We start from the raw sequence: 18763 nt of genomic DNA, 5'->3' as shown, positions 1-18763 counted from the left end.
AGCACCGCAACGAGCGCGAGCGCGCTGGACGGTGGCGAGATCGCGCAGCCGTTCCTGCGGGAATGACCCATGCAGGCCTCCTGTAGGAGCGCACTTGGGCGCGACAAGGATGGCGCTCGCGCCCGAGGGCGCTCCTACAGCAGCGCGAGCTGCTGCGGCGCCTCGACGGGAGCCGCGCCCGCCAGCCGATCGGCCAGTCCGCCGGCGCGCCGCACCGGCCGCGCCAGCGCCGCGTCCAGCGCGGCCTCGGACGACCACAGCAACGCCGCTTTCTTCGCCCGCGATAACCCGGTGTAGAGCAACTGCCGCGACAGGATGCGGCTCTCCGGATCCGGCGGCAGCAGCACGGCAACCTCGTCGTACTCCGAACCCTGGCTCTTGTGGATGGTGATCGCGAAAGCGCCCTCGTGCGCCGGCAACGTGCCGGGAGCAAAGCTGCGCGCACCCGGCTGCCCGTCGGCGGTGGTGGTTTCGAACCACACGCGCAGCACGCCGTCGGCGTCGGCCAGGCACAGGCCCACGTCGCCGTTGTACAGCCGCGTGGCGTAGTCGTTGCGCGTGACCAGCACGGCGCGGCCCGGGTACCACACGCGATCCTCCGGCACGCCCCAGGCCTGCTTGAGGCGCTGCTCGATCCAGCCGTTGAGCGCCAGCGCACCGAAGCCGTCCTCGCGCAGCGCGCAGAGCAACTGGCGCCGCGCCAGGGCGTGCAGCGCCTGCAGCGCGAGGGTGCTGCGCTCGGCGCCGGCCTCCTCCCGCTCTGCGTGGTGGGCGGGCAGGACCGGGCGTACCGGCAGGCACGCCAGCGCTTCGGCCCAACGGGTCAGCTCGCGGCGCAGTTGCGTCGCGTCATCGACGCGGGCCCACTGTACGTGCCCGCCCGAATGCGCCACGGCCTCCCGCAGCGCGCTCGCATCACCCGCGCGCACGGCGCGATTGAGCGGAACGAGCTGTTGTCCGGCGCGGAAGCTGTGTTCGAGGCGCACGATGTCCGGCGCACGTTCGGCCTCCATCGCCGCCACCACGTCCATCAGCACCGAGCCGGCCGCCACCGAGGTGAGCTGGTCGGCGTCGCCCACCAGCACCAGGGTCGCATCGGGGCGCACCGCGTCGAGCAGTGCGCGCAGCAGCGCCAGGTCGATCATCGAGGCCTCGTCGACCACCACGATGTCGGCGGCCAGGGAGTGCGCGGCATGCCGGCCGAAGCGGTTGCGGCGCGGATCGTAGGCGAGCATGCGATGGAGCGTCAGCGCCTCGCTATCGGGGATGCGCTCCAGCCGCGACCGCCAAGCGTTGGGCAGGGTCGCCTGCAGCGCCTGCTTGCCCTGCCGCAGCGATTGCACGAGCCGTTGCGCCGCCTTGCCGGTGGGCGCACCGACCTGGATGGTCGGGGCCTTGCCGGGGTCCAGGTGCTGCAGCATCAGCAGCATGCGCAGCACGGTGGTGGTCTTGCCGGTGCCCGGGCCGCCGGTGAGCACGAACAGCTTGCGCCGGCCGACCTGCGCCACCGCCTGGCGCTGGCGCGCGACCGCTTCGCTGCGCACGCCGACGAACAACTCATCCAGCGTAGCCTCGTCCACGGCCACGTTGCTGCCCGTCTCGCGGCGCATGCGCAGCTGTTGCGCGACCGCGACTTCGTCGGCGTGGTTGCGCCACAGGTAGAAACGGTCGTGCGCGTCGAGCACGAACGGCGCGGGTGCACTGCCGTCGCTCACCAGTGGGTCGCTGCGCACGGCAGCCAGTTCGTCGGGCGCGAGCACCGGCGCGCCGTGGCGCCCCGCCTGGTCGCCCGCCAATGGCAGCGCGGTGTCGCCCTCGCCGTCGGCAAAGCTGGTCCACGCCGCCAGCCGCGCGACCAGCGGCGAGCCGCCGTGTGCCAGCGTCCAGCGCAGCAGCGCGCGGTCGAGCGGGCGCCAGGGCGCGTCGGCCAGTTCCGCGGGGGCGCGCTGGAAGCGGTAGGCGCTCATGCGACGACCTCCAGCTCGCGGCCGGCCAGCGCGTTGTCGACCGCCTCGATCAGCGCATCGTCGAAGCGATGGCGCCACACGCCGGCGTCCGCGCCCAAGCCCACCGCGCGCACGAACAGGTAGATCGACTCGCCCAGGTGCCGCTCACGGGTGTAGCCGGACAGGCGCTGGCGCAGCATGCGATCGAGCGCCACGGTGTAGAGCAGCGCCTGGAAGCGGTAGTGGTGCGCATCCATCGCCGCCGCCAGCGCGCCGGGCAGATAGTCCTCGACGTGCTCGCCCAGGTAGTTGCTCTTGTAGTCGAGCACCAGGTAGCGGCCGTCGTGTTCGAGGATCAGGTCGATCTTGCCGGTCATGCGCCCGCGCAGGTGGCCACTGCTGGCGAAGGGCACCAGCGTCGGTTCGCCCAGCGCGGTGCAGGCCTCGCGCAGGGCGGCCATCGAGGCATCGTCGAGCGCGTAGTGGAATTCCATCTCGGCCAGCTGCCGGTGCGCCGGCAATGCGCCCAGGCGCAGGCCGGGCAGCAGCGGCGTGTCGAGGTTGGCCTGCAGCCGGCGCGCGAGGCGCGCGATGAAGGCCTCGCGCCCGGCCTCGTCCAGCCGCACGCCGAATTCGCGCAGGCAGCGGTCGATCAGCGCGTGCTGCGCCTCCATCGGCTGGCCGATGGCGCGCAGCTCGAACATCGCGTGCATCGCGTTGCCGATGTCCGCGCCGCGCACGCCGGCCAGCGCGAGCAGTTCCGGGTGCGCTGCCGCGCGCGGCGCGACGTCTGCCAGCGCGTCGTCCGCGGAAGGCGGTGCCGCCTCGTCGCTGGCGGCCTGGTCTTCCAGCGCGCCGGCGTGCGCGCCGCGGGTGAGGTTGGAGAAGCTGTAGACCTGCGCCATCGGTCGGACCGATGGCAACGGGCGGGCCTGGCGCACGGGGGCGTCGTCCTGCGCCTGCGGCAGGGGCGCGGCCTGCCATGGCCAGCCCGCGGTCGACCAGGCCAGCCGCGGCGCGAGGGTGGCGAGGTCCCCGCCTGCCTGCTGCCGTTGCAGCAGGCGTTCGACCGCCGCATCCAGCGGCGCGCGCTCGGGGTCCTTGCGCGCTGCGCTGGGCGTGCCGTCCTTGTGCCGCTTGCCGTCGGCGGGGCGGTCCGGCGGCAGGGCGTAGACATGGCAGGCATGGATCGCGCGGGTCAGCGCCACGTACAGCACGCGGAAGCGCTCGTCCTGGCCCTCGGCGTCGTACTGCGCCTTGGCCGCCTTGCCGAAGCCGACCACGCGCCGGTCGCACAGCGGCTCGTGGATGACCACGTCGGTGTCCTTGTCGTTACGGCAGTGGTTCCACATCAGCGGCAGGAACACCACCGGGAATTCCAGGCCCTTGCTGGCGTGCAGGGTCATCAGGCGGACCCGGCGCGCGTCCGATTCGATGCGCAGCTGGCGCTCCTCGGCCGCGTCGCCGCCCGCGTCCTCGCCGTCGCGCTGGCGGGCCAGCCAGTCCAGCAACTGCGCGGCGCCCGGCATGGTCTCGGCCTGCGCCTGCAGCAGCTCACCCAGGTGGCGCAGGTCGGTGAGCGCGCGCTCACCGTCATCGCCGGCGAGCAGCCGCGGCGCGGCGCGTTCGATCAGTGCACGCACCACGGCGAGCACGCCCTCGCGCTGCCAGCGCGTGCGCCAGGCGGCGAATTCCTGTTCGTAGGCGAGCCACGCATCGGGTTGGTCGCGCAGCGCCTTGAGCGTGGCGTAGTCCAGGCCATACAGCCGCGTGGCCAGCGCGGCGCGCACCGCGCCCTCGTCGCTGGCGTGTTCGACGGCATGCAGCAGCACGTGCAGCTCGCGCGCCACCGGCAGCTCGAACACGCTGCTGCGGCCGGCGCCAACGCAAGGCACGCGGTAGCGCTGCAACAGCGTGCGCAGCGTGGTGATGTCCGCGTTGCCCGGCAGCAGCACGGCGATGTCGCCGGGTGCCAGCGGAGCCTCGCCGATGCGGTGGCGGCCCTCGCCCAGCATCGCGGCGATCTGCGCGGCGCAGGCTTCCAGCGCGGCGCGGCGGCGGGCCGGCGCGCTGTCGGGAAGCTCGGTGTTGAAGTGCAGTTGCAGTGGTTGCGCAAGGGGCGCGCCATCGACCGTCAGCGGTGCGCGGTCGCGGCGGCCGGCGGCGTGGACCGGCTCGTAGCGGATCGGCGTATCGGGCGCACGGCCGAGCGCTTCGCCGACCAGCGCGTAGAACTGGTTGGTTGCCTCGACCAGCGCACTGGCGGAGCGCTGGCTCACATCCAGCCGCAGCACTTCGTCGGCCGTGTCGGCGGCGGCCAAGTAGGCGCGGATGTCGCCGCCGCGGAAGCGGTAGATCGCCTGCTTGGGATCGCCGATCATCACCAGCCGGCCGCGCGCAGCACCGTCGCGCTCGCGGTAGATGGCATCGAGGATGGCGTACTGCTGCGCGTCGGTGTCCTGGAACTCATCCACCAGCGCGACCGGCCACTCGGCGAACAGGCGCGCGGCAAGGCATCCATCGGGCCGGGCCAGCGCGTCGCCGACGCGTGCGATGAGTTCGTCGAAGGTGAGCTGGCCGCGTGCGGCCAGACGTTCGGCGCGCCAGGCATCGACCTGGGCCAGCCAGCCCTGCCACGCGCGCACGTGGTCGGCGTGCAGGGCGTAGCCGAGCGCGCGGCAGGCGCCGCCGACGAAGCGAAGCAGCGCCGCGTCGTCGGGGCTGTCCCACACGTGCGGTTGCAGTTGGTCGTCCCAGGGCGTGGCGGCGAGGTTCTTGAGGGTGGAGTCCTTGAGCTCCTGGCCACGCTCGCGCAGCCAGCCGGCGAAGGCGCGCAGCGCGTTGCGCAGCGCCGACTTGCGCGGCAGGAACACGTCGGCGCGATCGGCCAGCGCCTCGAGCGCGTCCGCGCGTTCGGCCGGCAGCAGCCGCGCCAGCTCGTCCGCGTCCGGCGTCCACAGCGCCACGCCCGGTTGCAGGTAGGCGCGGAGCAACCGGCGCAGCTCGCCCAGCGAGGCCGGCGCGGTCGGTGGCGGCGGTGCAGCGCCCTGCTGCAGCTGGCGCCACAGGTCCTCGGCCCATTCGTCCAGCAAGGCGTCGGCCGAGACCAGCTCGCCGGCCTGCAGGCTGGCGCCGCTTTCGAACGGGTAGTCGTCCAGGATGCGCTTGCACAGGCCATGCAGCGTGGTGACCGGCGCACGATCCAAATCGGCCAGGGCAAGCCGCAGGCGCAGGCGGTCGCGACCGGCCTGCGCCGGATCGGCATGCCAGCGCGCGTGCAGCCAGGCGATGTCGGCCGGCGCATCGGTGGGCGTTTCGACCGGCCACGCCAGCGCCTGGTCTTCGGCCCAGGCCAGCCGGCCGCGCAGGCGCTCGCGCAGTTCCTGCGCGGCGGCATCGGTAAACGTGGTGACCACGATCTGCGCGGGCGAGAGCCCCTGCTCCAGCAGCAGGCGCAGGTACAGCACCGAGATCGTCCAGGTCTTGCCGGTGCCGGCGCTGGCTTCGATCAGCGTGCGGCCGGGGCTGGCCAGGTCCAGCGCGGTCCAGCTTTCGACGACGGTGGCGTTCATGCGGCCACCGCCACGTTGAGGTTGATCAGGCCAAGCAGGCGTTGGGCGAAGGCCTGCAGCTCGGCGAACGCGGGCTGGTCCGGCGAGAAATCGGCGTCACCGGCGAGCAGCCAGGCGTAGCCCGGCGCGTAGTCGCGCTCGCCGGGATGGCCGTGGCTGCCGGCCCAGGCCTGCTGGGCCTTGTCGAGCCGTTCGTCCAGCGCGGCCCAGCTGGTCCTGGGGAAGTACGGCACCGGGTAGCGCTGCGCCTGCCGCCACAGCTCGAGCAAGGCACCGACGCGGGCGGCCAGGTCCGCGCGCATCGCCTGCGCGGTGATTGCGTCGGCGACGCGGCAGGTCTCGTCCCAGTCGTTGAACATCGCTTCCCGGGCGTGCTCGGCACCGTCGGTGAGCAGGCAGGCGTGCACCGGCACGGACGGCTCGGTGGCCAGGCGCAGCAGCGCCCACTCGATGAAGAACGGCACCAGCTCGCGGAAGCCGAGCTTGTCCTCGCTCTTGCCCGGATAGACCTCGAACTGCCAGCGCGCATCGCCGGTGCTCCACACGCGATCGAGCGTCCCTTCGAGCGAGAGGCCGGCCACCGGTTCCTGCAACGTCAGCGGTGTGCGTGCCGGCAGCGCGCCGGCGAACAAGGGGTGGTCGGCGGCGCGCGCGAGCAGGGTCTGCACCTTGGCGCGTTCGGCCGTCCAGGCGTCCAGACCGATGCGTCCCGGCGGCAGCACGCCGCCCAGGCGCAACCAGGCCGGTGCCTGCTCGGGCAGTTCAAAGCCGTTTTCCAGCGCTTCGAAGAACAGCCGCTGCGGCACGCGCTCCAGCGCCGAGACGCTGGCCTGCAGCGCCTCGCGGCCCTGCAGGCGATCGTCCTCCAGCGCATCCAGCCGCACGTGCAGCTGCCCGGCCAGGACCTGCCGCGAGGGGTCTCGGAACCATGCCTTCACTTCACGCAGCGGAATCGGCCCTGCATCGGGCCCGGCGGCCTGCGCCGGCGCACCGCCAAGGAACGGGCGCGGCCCCTCGCCGCCTGCGCGCATCGCGGCGAAGCCGGCGTCGTAGCAGCACAGCCGCGGATCGCTGCCGTCGAAGTAGCGCGCGTCGAACGGCTGCAGCGGATGGCGCACCCGCCACGGCCGGCGGAACGTGCGCGTCGCGCCCGGCGCGAGCGGCTGCTCGTCGATGTCCGGCTCGACCGTGCGCAGCTGCGCCTGCTCGTCGAGGAACTGCATCAGCTCTGCCAGTGGCGCGGCCGGGTTGCGCGGCTTGCCGTCGCGCACGCCCTCGGCGAGGTAGGACAGGTGCAAGAGCTCGCGCGCGGCCATCACCGTTTCCAGGAACAGGTAGCGGTCGTCGCTGCGCACGTCGCGGTCGCCCAGGCGGCGGTGGCGGGCCATCAGGTCGAGCCCGGCGTCGCTGGCGTTGCGCGGGAACTCGCCGTCGTTCAGGCCCAGCACGGCGACCACCTGGAACGGGATCGCGCGCTGCGGAACCATGCCGCAGAAGGTGACGCCGCCGAGCAGGAAGCGCTGGCGCTCCGGCGCGGCGGCCAGGCGCTCGCGCAGCACGTCGCGCACCACGGTGAAGTCGAGCTGTGGGTCGAGCCCGCAGTCGGCGGTTTCGGCGGCGGTGGCCTGGATGAAGCGGCGCAGCAGCGACAGCGCTTCGACCGCCTGGCCGTCGCGCGTATCGATGCGGAACAGCGTGTCGAGCAGTTGCTCCAGCCGCGCGGACCAGGCCGAGGCGGTTCGCGGCTGGCCCGCATCGCGCTGCAGCGCGGCCAGTTCCAGCAGCAGGCGGTCGAGCGCGCCGAGCACCTGCGCTTGCGGCCCGTGCACGCCCTCGACCGGCCACAGCTCGCCATCGGGCAGGCGCCAGGCCTCGCCCTGCCCCGCCGCATCGTCGCCCATCGCGTAGCCGGCGAGCAGCCGATCCATGCCCCAGGCGAAGGTGGTTTCCTCGATCGCCGGCACGCCGAAGCGCGCGCGGTGCTCGCCATCCAGCGCCCAGGCCACGCGGCTCTGGCGCAGCCAGCGGGTGAGCGTTTCGCGGTCGTCTTCGGAAAGCGCCAGCGCACGGGCGATCTCCGGGACCTCCAGCAGATCGAGCAGCTCGGGCGCGCCCAGGCGCGCGTCGGGCACGTCGAGCAGGCGGCTGAACGCCTCCAGCAGCGGATGCGTGCGGGCGACCGCCACGTCGGCCAGGTGGTAGGGCAGCGGGCCGTGCGCGCGGCCGCTCTCGCCGAACACCACCGGCAAGAGCGGCACGTAGGCCTGGATGTCCGGGGCCATGACGACGATGTCGGAGGGCTTGAGCCCGGGCCGCTCGGCCAGCTCGTGCAGCAGCACGTCGCGCAGCACTTCGAGCTCGCGCAGGCGCGTGTGGCACAGGTGCACGCGCAGCGAGCGGTCGGCCATCGCCGCCTCGGTGCCGCGGGCCAGCGGCGCGACACGCGCGGGATCGAGCTGACGCAGGCTTTCCTGCAGCCGCTGCAGCAGGCCGCCGGAGGCGCCGGGCTGCTCGTCCTGCCAGTGACGCACGTCCATGCGGATGGTGTCCTCGACCTCCTGCAGGTTCAGCATGAAGTGCTGACCCATGCGGCCCCAGCCGGCCAGCAGCGGGTGGCCAAGCTGCTGGAAGAATTGCTCGGACGCCTCGGTGAAATCGGTCCGCCGGGCCAGCTCGCGCAGTTGCGCGCGCTCGCCGCGCAGGCCGGCCCAGTATTCGCGGCACGGATCGGGCACGTAGAGCACGACCGGGCGCACGCGCGCCACGGCGCGCAGCAGCGCGAGTTCGGCCGGCGCCAGGTGGCTCACGCCGAAGATGTGCAGGGGTTCGACGGTGGCCTGCTTTGTCGGGTGGTGCGCCAGCTCGCGCACCAGCGCCTCGACCCGCTCGCCGCGATGCGGGGTGCCGATCGCGGCATGCAACTCGCGCCACAGCGGCGCCATGAAGGTCGGCTCGGGCAGGTCGTCGCGCCCGCGCTCCCACGCCTGCAGCCAGTCGGGCCGGTAGGTCAGGTACTGCGTGTACAGGCGTGCCAGCCGGTCGGCCAACTGGTAGCGGCGCCGCGCGGCATCGCCGCCGGCGAGGTAGCCGCGCACCTGTGCGTCGTCGATCGCCGGCAGCAGCTCGTGGATGCGCCAGCGCAGGCGGTCGCGACGGTACGGGGCCAGCGCCACCGCGGCACTGCCGAGCACGCCGAGCGCCAGCTCGTCCAGCCAGCTGCTCGGCAGGGTGATGCGCAGGTTGGCGACGATCCCGCCCGCGCCGCGCTTGCGCGCCAGCGCCCCGGCCAGCCAGTGGCGCATGCCCGGATGCGCGGCGATCACCGTCTGCGGCGCCAGCACGTTGGCCGGCGGCGCCGCGTCGAGCAGCGCTACCAGCGGTTCCAGCAGAGCCTCCAGCCGGCTGGCGCGGATCACCGAAATGCCGCGGGTCAGGTCGTCGGGGGAGAGGGCAGCCATGCCTGCCATGATAACGGCGGTCGGTCGCAGATCCCGCGACGCGCAGCGCTTACGGAACCGACGCGGGTGGCGGGAACGCGAGCACCTGCGCGGTGTAGGTTTCCACCAGCGCGCTGAAGGGCCGACCCTGCGCATCGACCAGCAGCGCCCGGTGTTGCAGGACCTGATGTGGCAGCGCGAGCGGGTACGGTGCGGCGGGCGGCAGGCCGCGCGTCTCCCAACCGGCCGGCAGCGGCGACCACAGCAGCCGCGCCGACAGCGTGTGGCGGCTGAACCGCAGCGGCGCCACCACCTTGCCGAACGGCGTGTCGCTGGCATCGAGCTGGCGGTTCATGGCCCCGGTGAGGCGTTCGGCCACGTACCAGTTGTCTGCTTCGGAGACGACGTGCTCGCCACAGGCCAGTTGCACGCGTCGATAGCGCACCGGCGCGTCACGGGCGATACCGAGCGCATCACGCAGGTCGTCCGGCAGCGCCTTGGTCGCGGCGCGGTCGCGGCGCGCGTGCACGGTCGGCGGATCGGCCAGATGATGCGCCTGGCACCAGCGCTCCAGCGTGAGCGTGGCGCTCGGGTGGCTGAGCAGGTCGGCGTTGAGGGTCTGCAGCAGCGCCAGCGCCTCGACGCGGGCGAGCGGCGTGTCCGGCCAGGTGGGCGCGGCGGCCGTCGCCGTGCCGGCAAAGGCCGCCAGCGCAAGCGCCAGGCGCCTCACAGCCCCTTGGCCGCCTGCGCCACTGCGCGGAACAGCGCGCGGCCCTTGTTCATGGTCTCCTCCCACTCGGCCGCCGGGTCGGAGTCGTAGACGATGCCGGCGCCGGCCTGCACGTGCAGGCGGCCATCCTGGATCACCGCGGTGCGGATGGCGATCGCGGTGTCGGCGTCGCCCCACCAGCCGATCCAGCCGATCGCGCCGGCATAGATGTTGCGCTTGTAGGGCTCCAGTTCCTGGATGATTTCCAGCGCGCGGATCTTCGGCGCGCCGGAGAGCGTGCCGGCCGGAAAGGTCGCCTTGAGCACGTCCATGTAGGACAGCCCCGGACGCGCGTTGCCCTGCACCTGCGAGACGATGTGCATGACGTGCGAGTAGCGCTCGATCACGAACGATTCGCTCACCTCGACCGTGCCGGTCTCGCTGATGCGGCCGATGTCGTTGCGGCCCAGGTCGATCAGCATGACGTGCTCGGCGCGTTCCTTCGGGTCGGCGAGCAGCTCGGCTTCCAGTGCCGCATCCTCTTCGTCCGTGGCGCCGCGTTTGCGCGTGCCGGCGAGTGGACGCACGACCACCTTGCCGTCCTTCAGGCGCGCCAGGATCTCCGGCGAGGAACCGACGATCTGCGTGTTGCCCAGATCGACGAAGTACATGTACGGCGAGGGATTGAGCGCACGCAGCGCGCGGTACACGTCCACCGGCCGCGCATTGAAGCCGACGCTCAATCGCTGCGAGGGCACTACCTGGAAGATGTCGCCGGCGCGGATGTATTCCTTGGCCTTCTCCACCATCGCCTCGAACTCGGCCTTGGTGAAGGAGGACTTGAAGTCGCCTTCATCCAGCGCGGTGGACTGGGTCAGCTGCGGGTAGGCCGCGCCGCCCTGGCGCAGGCGGTAGACCAGCGCGTCGAGGCGGCGCTGCGCCTGCGCGTAGGCCTGTGGTTGCGACGGGTCGGCGTGGACGATGAGGTACAGGCGGCCCTTGAGGTTGTCGAAGACGGCGACTTCTTCGGCCAGCATCAGCAGCACGTCGGGCGTGCCCAGCTCGTCGGGCCGGTCCCACTGCGCCAGCCGCGGCTCGATGTAGCCGATCGTCTCAAAGCCGAAGTAGCCGACCAGGCCGCCGGTGAACGCGGGCAGCTCGGGCAGGCGCGGCACCGAATACTGCGCGCGCAGCGTCTCGATCTCGCCCAGCGGATCATCGAGGTGGCGGCGCTCCACGACTTCACCGGCGTCCTCCACTTCCAGTTCGTGGCCGCGCAGGCGGTACACACGTTTCGCCGGCAGGCCGATGATCGAATAGCGACCCCAGGTGGCGCCGCCCTCGACCGATTCGAACAGGAAGGTGTACGGCCCGTCGGCGAGCTTCAGGTACACCGACAGCGGCGTGTCGAGGTCGGAAAACACCTCGCGTACCAGCGGAATGCGCGTATGCCCTTGGGCGGCCAGCGCGTCGAATTGGTCTCGGGAGATCACGGGCGAAGAATCGATGGGGGCGGCCCATCACCATAGCAGTCCATTCGCCGCCGGGCACGGTCGCTTGCGGCCCTCCGAGTCGCGCGCTTAATCTGCGCCCCGGACAAGGGGAAAAACGATGGAACGGACCGATACGATGCCCGGCCTCATGGAGCGGGACGCCGGGCAGTGGCACAGGGAAGCGGCCGATCGCGCCTCCCTGCCGACGCCGCCTTCGATGCACTGGGGCTGGGTGTTCCTGCTCAGCGTGGTCACGCTGGGCATCTTCGCCATCGTCTGGTCCTTCATCCAGGCCAACTGGGTGCGCAGGATCGACCCGGGCAGCCGCGCCACGGCAATGCTGGGCACGGCACTGACCTGCTATTTCGTCGGCTACTTCCTTGCCGCCAACGGCGCGCCGCTCGACGACGACGCGCCCGCGACCACCATGGAGCGCATCGGCTGGCTGCTGGAGCTGGTCTATGTGGTGCTCGTCCTGGGCGCCTACTTCGCGATGGCCGGAACGATCCGCCGGGTGATGGCCGGTTACCGGGTGCCGATGCGGATCGGCGGCATCACGCTGTTCTTCTTCAACACCCTCTACCTGCAGGGGCAACTGACCTGGCTCGCCCGTTGGCAACAGACCGGCCAGACCCGGTCCAAGCCGCCCAAGCTGGTGTTCTGGCTGGTCATGGTGGTGCCCTTCGCCGCCATCGTGTTCGCTGTCGCGGCGCCCGCTTACCAGGCCTACGTCATGCGCGCGCAGGTGGCGAGCGCGTTGCTGCAGGCCGAGCCGATCAAGCAGCAGGTGCTCGATGCGATCGGCCGCAACCGCGCCTGGCCGCAGGACAACACCGAGGCCGGGCTGAAGGAAGCCGGCACCTACGCCAGCGCCAACCTGGCCGGCTTCGAAGTCCAGGCCATGGAGGAAGGCACGGCACTGGTCACCACCTTCGGCGGCAACGCTCCGGCGCCGCTGCGTGGCAGGCAACTGGCCTTCATCGCCGAGGGCCACGACGGCGTGATCAGCTGGACCTGCGAGAGCCCGGATATCGACCCGAGCTATCTGCCGGCCGAGTGCCGCTAGCCTGGTGATTCGACCGGCCTTCGCGTGGGTCCGCGAAGGCAATGCTCAAGGACTGCGGTAGTTGCGGAAGCAACGGGTGATCGATTGCCCATGCGTCGGCCGGGCTCCAGCGCTCAATGGAATCAGCGGGGACGGACACTTGAAAGCAGCGCGCGTGTTTCTCCTGGCCACCCTCGCATGGAGCATGCCCTATGTCGTCGACGGGACAACTATCGGCAACACCGTGCAAGAACCGGAGGCATCGCTCAGGATCATCCAGAGCGACGAAGGCCTGATCGAAGGCGAAAAATACATCGCGCAGATCGTCGCGGATGATGGCGCGCCGGACTTTCTGCTGTTGAAGACGGTGCATGGCAAAAAGAGCCAGATACTGCGGATGGAACTCGTCGGCGATCTAGACGCGTACCGGGTCAGGATCGCCGGTAACTCTTTTTACTTCCGCCAGGAAATAGCCCATCACGGCCTCTTTTCCTCGACGTATCAATTCAAGAAGATAAATCACGCATTTCAGCTGATTGGGCTTGAAACCCAGGCCATGGTGTCGTGCATCTACTCGTCCGATCCGCCGGATGCCGAGACCGAACCCTGCGCGTCCATGGAAATGTGGTCTGGAACGAGTGTCAATTTCCTCACTTCGGAAGCCGATTGCTGGCTGCAGACCTTCCATCTGGATCGCGATGATCGGAGCCAGGACTGGGTCTACTGGCAGGCGGCGCTGAAGGATTTCAAGCACGGCGCGCGCCCAGGCAAAGCGATAAGCAGGACGATTGCGCTTCCCCGGTCCAGCTTGACGCCGCTCGACCAGTTCGACCTGTATAGCTTTCGCAATCCGGATACCTGTTACTTCGACTACAAGGGCGGCTTCCATACCTCCCGGTGACGCATTCGCCTGGGTGCCGGGCAACTACAGGCGCTGGCGCGGCATGTTGCGCAGGCGCAGGGTGAAGGCCACGCCGCTGCCGTCTTCCAGGTTGCGCGCGCTGGCGTGCCCGCCGTGGCGTTCGGCGACCAGGCGCACGACGTAGAGCCCCAGTCCCAAGTGCGGCGCCTCGCCCGGGGTGGCCTTGTCGCGCAGACTGACCAGCGAGTCGAACAGCCGCGCCTGCATCGCGGCCGGCAGCGGCGGACCCTGGTTGGCGAGGGTGATCTCGGCGCCGTCGTCGCAGGCGCTGAGGACCAGCCGCAACCAACCGTCCACCGGGGTGAACGAGAGCGCGTTGTCGAGCAGCTTGTCCAGCGCCTGGGCCAGCAGCTCCGGCGCACAGTGCATCGGCAGTGGCGCCTGCGGCAGTTCGCAGGCCAGCGTGCGCGTACCGATCAGCGGTCGGTAGGCCTCGGCGCAGCCGCGCACCACTTCGCGCAGGTCGACGTCTTCGGCTTCGGCGGCGGCGATGGCTCGCTCCATCCGGCTGGCCTCGCTCATCGCGCGCACCAGCGTGCCCAGGCGGGCCACGCCGTCGCGGGCGCGCTCCAGGTAAGGCCGTGCATCGGGCGGCACGGGCGCATGGGCTTCCAGCGCGTGTTCCAGGTTGTCCAGCGAGCTCTTGACGATGGCCAGCGGTGTGTTGAGTTCGTGCGAGAGCTTGGAGGCCAGCGTGCGCAGGTAGTCGGTGTAGCCGCCGACCGCCTCGAACAGGCGCTCGAAGCTGCGCGCCAGGTCGCCGATTTCATCCGGCGCGGCGGTCAGCGGGAAGCGCCCCTGGGCGAAAAGTCCGTCCAGACGTCCATCCGCCAGTTGCGCGCGTTCGGCCGCATCGCGCAGGCGGCCCAGGCGCAGGCTCAGGCGGGTGGCGAACCACAGCAGGATGCCGCCGGCGACCAGCAGCACGCCGAAGCTGGTCAGCAACAACGTGAGCAGCGCGCGGTTGGCCAGCAGCGGCACGGTGGTGCTGGCCTGTTCGAGCAGCAGCACGCCGCGTATCCGGCCGGGCGCGCCGATCGGTACCGCCGCGGCCAGCACGACGCTGGCGCGGGTTTCGCCATCACGCCACACGGTGGCCGGCTCGCCAGTGCGGGCGCGGGTAATCTCCGGCAGTTCCAGGCGCGGGGCGTCCTGCGCCCAGGGCGCGGCATCTTCGACGGGGTTGGCCAGCAGCGCGCGGTAGACCAGCGCGGCAAACCAGCCCGGCTGCGGGCCACCTGCCTGCAGCCGCCCGCTCTGCGCCAGCAGCCAGCCGGTCGGCGCCAGCACGCGGGCGCGGGTGTCCTCCGGCGCCAACCGGGCCAGTTCCTGCGCCAGCGTCGGCGAGTAGTGCCACAGCGGGCGCGATTCGACCGCCAGCGGGTCGCCGCCCGCCGAAGCGTCGTACAGGCCCAGGCCAAGCCGGTCCACGATCAGCGGGCGCGGAAGGCGCAGCTCGAGGCGCCAGCCGCCGCCATCCTCCTGCCACTGGCCGACCAGGCGGTCGGGCCAGTCGGCGACCGGCGGGTCGAGCAGGCGTGCGGTGAAGGTGCCCGGCGCGGCGCTGGCCAGCAGGTAGCGCAGGCGCGTGTCGCCGCGCTCCAGTTCGAGGACCAGGTGATCGGCGCGCAGCGCGCCAGAATCGTCGGCATCGGCGCGGACGCGCTTGATGCCGCGTTGCTGCACGTAGAGGTAGAGCCCGTCGGCGTCCTCCGCGAGCAGCACGCTGCCGCGCGCACCGAGCGGCTGGCTCCAGGGCGTGAGCGGCGCCCAGTCGTCGCCATAGCCGTCGATCGTGATCGGCGTGGTGGCCTGCTCGACGTACCAGCCCTGCGCCTCGCGCGGCAGGGTGGCGCCGGTCGCCACCAGGCTGCGCGCCACCGCGCGTGCGGAAGCGGTCAGCGCCTGCGCCTGGCCTTCGCGCAGCAGGGTTTCCATCTGCCGCACGTACAGCCAGCCGGCCACCGGCAAGGCCAGCGTGCACAGGGCGACCAGCAACAGCTTGCGGCGCAGGTTCATCGCAGGAGCCTAGACCGGTGCCGCGGGCTAGCGCGACATCCCGGCCCGGTAACGGGTGCCGACCACCACGCCCATGAAGGCATCGAGCTGTGCGGCGCGCGCGGGGTCGGCGTCCTTGAAGCTCATCGACCAGCTCAGGCGGATGCCGGAGCGCTTGCCCGGATCGCAGAAGACCACGGCGTCGTCCACCTGATCACTGCCCTGGAAGACCAGCGCCTCGCAGGGCATGCCGTGGTGGCGCACGGGAAAGCGGGAGACTTTTGCAGCCGGGTCGCGCTGCAGATAGCGCTTGCGGTCGGCGTCCAGTTCGGCGCCCAGGCTGGCCAGCTTGCGCGGCCAGACGTTGAGCACCATCACGCCGTAGGGCTCGCCGGTCCACTCGCCCCGGTAGATCACTTCATCCACGCCGATGGCACGGGCATAGGTACAGCAATCGGCGGTCCAGCCCACGGGCGTGGGCGCGCGCAGGGTCCAGCCGGGAATGTTGCCGTCGGGTTTGCCTGTGGCGACGGCCTCGCCCGGCGCGTCACCGGCCACGGTGGCGCCGACGAAGGCCAGCAGCAGGACGGCGAGCAGGCGCCTCACGGCTTCCACCGGTAACCCACGCCGTGCACGGTCTCGATCGCGTCGAAATCCGGCGCCACCGCGACGAACTTCTTGCGGATGCGCTTGATGTGCGAGGTGATGGTGGCGTCGTCCACCACCAGCTCGGCTTCGCGCATCAACTGGTCGCGGTTCTTCACGTGGCCGGGGAAGCGCACCAGCGTGTGCACCATCCAGAACTCGGTGACGGTGAGCGGGATCTCCGCGTCGTTCCAAGTGATGCGCATGCGCTCGGACTCGAGCTTGAGCGGACCGTGCGCGATCACCGTCTCGCTGGAAGCGGGCACCTTGAGCGATTCGATGCGCCGGAACAGCGCCGCGATGCGCGCCGCGAGCTGGTGCAGGCTGGTGTCCTTGGACAGGTAGTCGTCGGCGCCCAGGCGCAGGCCGGAGATCACGTCGAAATCGGAGTCGCGCGCAGTCAGGAAGATGATCGGCAGCGTGGCCGATTTCGCGCGCAGTTCGCGGCAGAGGTCGAAGCCGCCTTCGGGCTCGTCGCCCAGGCCGATATCGATGATCACCAGCTCCGGCAGTTTCATGCCGAAGGCGCTGGAAGCCTCCTGACGCGAGCCGTAGCCGCGCGTGTCGTAGCCGAAGCGGGTGAGCGCCTCGACGTAGTTGGCGCGGATGAGTGGTTCGTCCTCGACGATGGCGATGCTGCGGCCCATGGCAATGAAGTCTCCCTGTGGTGGCGCGCAGCGTGCTATGTGCACCGCCGCGACGCAAGGCGCGCGGCGCGACTGCCCGCGTTTTGCCCGATCCGGTCCGCGCTTCGCCCGGGTGGCGCCGCGGCGCGCGCCCGACCGCGCGGTTCCATGGAACCGTCACCGGAGAGATGCCATGAGCGACACCACCGCCAAACCCGACGCCAACGCCGAACTGCGCCACTTCGAACCCCTGCGCGTGGTGCTGGCCCTCGGCGCCCTGCTGCTTGGGCTGGTGATGGGCATCCACTAAAGGAGATAGCGCCATGAACGCCGATTATGTCGACCCGTTTGCCGTGGAAGGTGTCGAGACCCCCGTCGCACAGGGAAGCGCGGCGGGTGCGGGCCAGGAGCCGGATCCGGACTGGCGGCCACTCTGACCTACCGCGGGACCCTGCAACACCCCTCCGTTAGCCAACCGTTCCTTTCCCCTCCTTGGGAGGGGATTTTTTTCTACGGCTTGCCTTGCTCGCGGACCGGCGAAAGCGGGCCGACCGTGACATGCCCTTCCAGACCGTCGAAAAGACTTCCCGCGAACCCGTCCAGGCGGTGGAGCACGAAGCTGGCCGGTGCACCACCGGGGCAACCTATCGACAACTGGAAGGGCGAGAGCGTGGTGCCGATCTTGGGGGTGGGGATCGCAGCCATGTCGCGCTGGGTGAGGCCGGCAATGCAGATGCGCTGGCCGAGCGTGACGCTACCGAGCAACTGGTCGCGCTCATGCTGGTAACGCCGTTCAGCGCGCTTGGCGGCGCGGGCGTCGCCATAGGTGGGCAACATCGCCTTCCACAGCGCGTTGGCGCGCGCCTGCTCCGCCGGCGAGGCCTGCTTCCAGGCTGAGCGCAACACCGCCTGGTAACTGGGATCGCGACGCTCGGAGGCGAGCCCGAGCCAGGCCAGCCCGCGCGCCCGGTCCTGCGCCGCGATGTCGCCATTGAAATACCCGACGCCCAGCGTGAACTGCGCCGGCTTGCTGCCCCAGGCAGCCGCCAGCTTGAGCATCTCCACGCCGCTGGCGTCGCGGTGGCTGGCCAGGTCGCGGGCGCCCACGCAGTAGTAGTAGACGCCGGGGAGGAAGCGTTCCAGCCCAGGCGCGCAGCCGAGCTTGCCGAGTTCGGCCAGGGTGACGGGTGCGTCCTTGCCGATGCTGGCAGGCGGGGGCCAGGGGCCGGCCTGAGCGGCCAGGGTGGCAAACCCGAATACGAGGAAAAACACCACATTCCGTGCCGACATCGTCCGTGTCTCCTTGTGGCTGCACCCTCCCCGGGCCAGTGTGAAGGAAACGTGGGCCCTGGCCCACCCCACAGGTCGAAGATTTTTGCTCCGGACGCGGAACCAACCGCCGATGGGCCGGTCTTGCTGTAGTGGCGGGCGTCGTCCATTGCCGTGGATACGCCGCCGCCTTCCGGCGGTGGCGTCCAGGCGCCCGCTCTGGTGGACTCCTCAACGCGTCCCATTCCGACGACGCTCTTATCCCGGTGCAGGACCTGCACCGGGATTTTTCTTTGTGCTCAGCCGATCGCCTGGCGCATGGCGGCGATGACCTGCGCGTAGTCCGGCGCGCCGAAAATGGCCGAGCCCGCCACGAAGGTGTCGGCGCCCGCCGCGGCGATCTCGCCGATGTTGGCGGCGCTCACGCCGCCATCGATCTCCAGCCGGATCGCGCGGCCGCTCTCGTCGATGCGCCGGCGCACCTCGCGCAGCTTGGCGAGCGCCTCGGGGATGAACTTCTGCCCGCCGAAGCCGGGGTTGACCGACATGATCAGCACCAGGTCGAGCTTGTCGAGCACGTGGTCGAGCCAGTTGAGCGGCGTGGCGGGGTTGAACACCAGGCCGGCCTGGCAGCCGGCATCGTGGATCAGGCCGATCGTGCGGTCGACGTGCTCGCTCGCTTCCGGGTGGAAGCTGATCAGGCTGGCGCCCGCCTTGGCGAAGTCCGGGGCGATCCGGTCGACCGGCTTGACCATCAGGTGCACGTCGATCGGTGCACTGACGCCGTAGTCGCGCAGGGCTTTCAACACCATCGGACCCATCGTGAGGTTGGGCACGTAGTGGTTGTCCATGACGTCGAAGTGCACCCAGTCGCCGCCGGCGACCAGCACCTTGGCGGTGTCCTCGCCCAGGCGGGCGAAGTCGGCGGAGAGGATGGAGGGGGCGATGACGGGGGTCTGCTTGCTCATGGGACGGGATTCGGGATTCGGGATTCGGGATTCGGGATTCGGGATTCGGGATTCGGGATTCGGGATTCGGGATTCGGGATTCGGGATTCGGGATTCGGGATTCGGGATTCGGGATTCGGGATTCGGGATTCGG

The 18763-nt window shown here is 70.8% G+C and carries 12 protein-coding genes; 2 read left to right on the top strand and 10 right to left on the bottom strand.

The genetic code is table 11. The features are described from left to right. Positions 1-134 precede the first annotated feature (134 nt). The 5 genes from recD to trpE are packed head-to-tail and all read right to left on the bottom strand — an operon-like array spanning position 135 to position 11157. Positions 135-1967 carry an exodeoxyribonuclease V subunit alpha gene (gene recD / locus ACFWZ3_RS01780; protein ID WP_439706069.1) on the bottom strand — a complete coding sequence of 611 codons (1833 nt, stop codon included), beginning with the start codon at positions 1965-1967 and terminating at the stop codon, positions 135-137. Beyond that, a complete protein-coding gene (locus tag ACFWZ3_RS01775; protein ID WP_439706068.1) occupies positions 1964-5518 on the bottom strand; it encodes a UvrD-helicase domain-containing protein in 3555 nt (1184 codons plus the stop codon). The genes recD and ACFWZ3_RS01775 overlap by 4 nt, the downstream gene beginning before the upstream one ends. After that, positions 5515-8976 (bottom strand): exodeoxyribonuclease V subunit gamma, encoded by a 3462-nt coding sequence (gene recC / locus ACFWZ3_RS01770; RefSeq protein ID WP_439706067.1) that lies wholly within the window; start codon positions 8974-8976, stop codon positions 5515-5517. Before recC ends, ACFWZ3_RS01775 begins: the two co-directional genes overlap by 4 nt. Before the next feature lie 49 nt (positions 8977-9025). Next, complete coding sequence (locus ACFWZ3_RS01765; RefSeq protein ID WP_439706066.1) at positions 9026-9685, bottom strand: hypothetical protein; 660 nt, start codon at positions 9683-9685, stop codon at positions 9026-9028. Beyond that, positions 9682-11157: an anthranilate synthase component I gene (gene trpE / locus ACFWZ3_RS01760; RefSeq protein ID WP_439706065.1), complete on the bottom strand. Its 1476-nt coding sequence runs from the start codon at positions 11155-11157 to the stop codon at positions 9682-9684. Before trpE ends, ACFWZ3_RS01765 begins: the two co-directional genes overlap by 4 nt. 118 nt (positions 11158-11275) lie before the next feature. Here trpE and ACFWZ3_RS01755 point away from each other — a divergent pair, with 118 nt between their 5' ends. Together ACFWZ3_RS01755 and ACFWZ3_RS01750 are read left to right on the top strand one after the other, a co-directional pair. Then, on the top strand, positions 11276-12223 hold the full coding sequence (locus ACFWZ3_RS01755; RefSeq protein ID WP_439706064.1) for a pilin: 948 nt from the start codon (positions 11276-11278) through the stop codon (positions 12221-12223). Between the two features lie 139 nt (positions 12224-12362). Then, on the top strand, positions 12363-13103 hold the full coding sequence (locus ACFWZ3_RS01750) for a hypothetical protein (protein ID WP_439706063.1): 741 nt from the start codon (positions 12363-12365) through the stop codon (positions 13101-13103). A 24-nt stretch (positions 13104-13127) separates the two neighbouring features. On the opposite strand, the gene ACFWZ3_RS01745 is transcribed toward ACFWZ3_RS01750, so the two are convergent. The 5 genes from ACFWZ3_RS01745 to rpe all read right to left on the bottom strand — a co-directional run bounded on the left by ACFWZ3_RS01745 (position 13128) and on the right by rpe (position 18630). After that, a complete protein-coding gene (locus tag ACFWZ3_RS01745; protein WP_439706062.1) occupies positions 13128-15143 on the bottom strand; it encodes an ATP-binding protein in 2016 nt (671 codons plus the stop codon). 27 nt (positions 15144-15170) lie between these two features. After that, positions 15171-15728, bottom strand: a complete 558-nt coding sequence (locus ACFWZ3_RS01740; protein WP_439706061.1) for a hypothetical protein — start codon at positions 15726-15728, stop codon at positions 15171-15173. Next, complete coding sequence (gene pdsR / locus ACFWZ3_RS01735) at positions 15725-16414, bottom strand: proteobacterial dedicated sortase system response regulator (protein ID WP_439706060.1); 690 nt, start codon at positions 16412-16414, stop codon at positions 15725-15727. Before pdsR ends, ACFWZ3_RS01740 begins: the two co-directional genes overlap by 4 nt. Before the next feature lie 489 nt (positions 16415-16903). Then, positions 16904-17683, bottom strand: coding sequence for a hypothetical protein (locus tag ACFWZ3_RS01730; RefSeq protein ID WP_439706059.1), 780 nt, complete (start codon positions 17681-17683; stop codon positions 16904-16906). Positions 17684-17961: 278 nt separating this feature from the next. After that, on the bottom strand, positions 17962-18630 hold the full coding sequence (gene rpe / locus ACFWZ3_RS01725; protein WP_439706058.1) for a ribulose-phosphate 3-epimerase: 669 nt from the start codon (positions 18628-18630) through the stop codon (positions 17962-17964). Positions 18631-18763: the final 133 nt, after the last annotated feature.

Origin of the sequence: Frateuria sp. GZRR35, from assembly GCF_051900415.1 — a bacterium.
In the GTDB taxonomy this organism is placed as follows: domain Bacteria; phylum Pseudomonadota; class Gammaproteobacteria; order Xanthomonadales; family Rhodanobacteraceae; genus Frateuria_A.
Note: the sequence above shows the minus strand (reverse complement) of the source record. Positions and strands in the feature narration are given on the sequence as shown.

Coding starts and splice junctions, on each gene's coding strand:
- recD (WP_439706069.1), bottom strand. CDS start 1,967: ATGAGCGCCTACCGCTTCCAGCGCGCCCCCGCGGAACTGGCCGACGCG.
- ACFWZ3_RS01775 (WP_439706068.1), bottom strand. CDS start 5,518: ATGAACGCCACCGTCGTCGAAAGCTGGACCGCGCTGGACCTGGCCAGC.
- recC (WP_439706067.1), bottom strand. CDS start 8,976: ATGGCTGCCCTCTCCCCCGACGACCTGACCCGCGGCATTTCGGTGATC.
- ACFWZ3_RS01755 (WP_439706064.1), top strand. CDS start 11,276: ATGGAACGGACCGATACGATGCCCGGCCTCATGGAGCGGGACGCCGGG.
- ACFWZ3_RS01745 (WP_439706062.1), bottom strand. CDS start 15,143: ATGAACCTGCGCCGCAAGCTGTTGCTGGTCGCCCTGTGCACGCTGGCC.
- pdsR (WP_439706060.1), bottom strand. CDS start 16,414: ATGGGCCGCAGCATCGCCATCGTCGAGGACGAACCACTCATCCGCGCC.
- ACFWZ3_RS01730 (WP_439706059.1), bottom strand. CDS start 17,683: ATGTCGGCACGGAATGTGGTGTTTTTCCTCGTATTCGGGTTTGCCACC.
- rpe (WP_439706058.1), bottom strand. CDS start 18,630: ATGAGCAAGCAGACCCCCGTCATCGCCCCCTCCATCCTCTCCGCCGAC.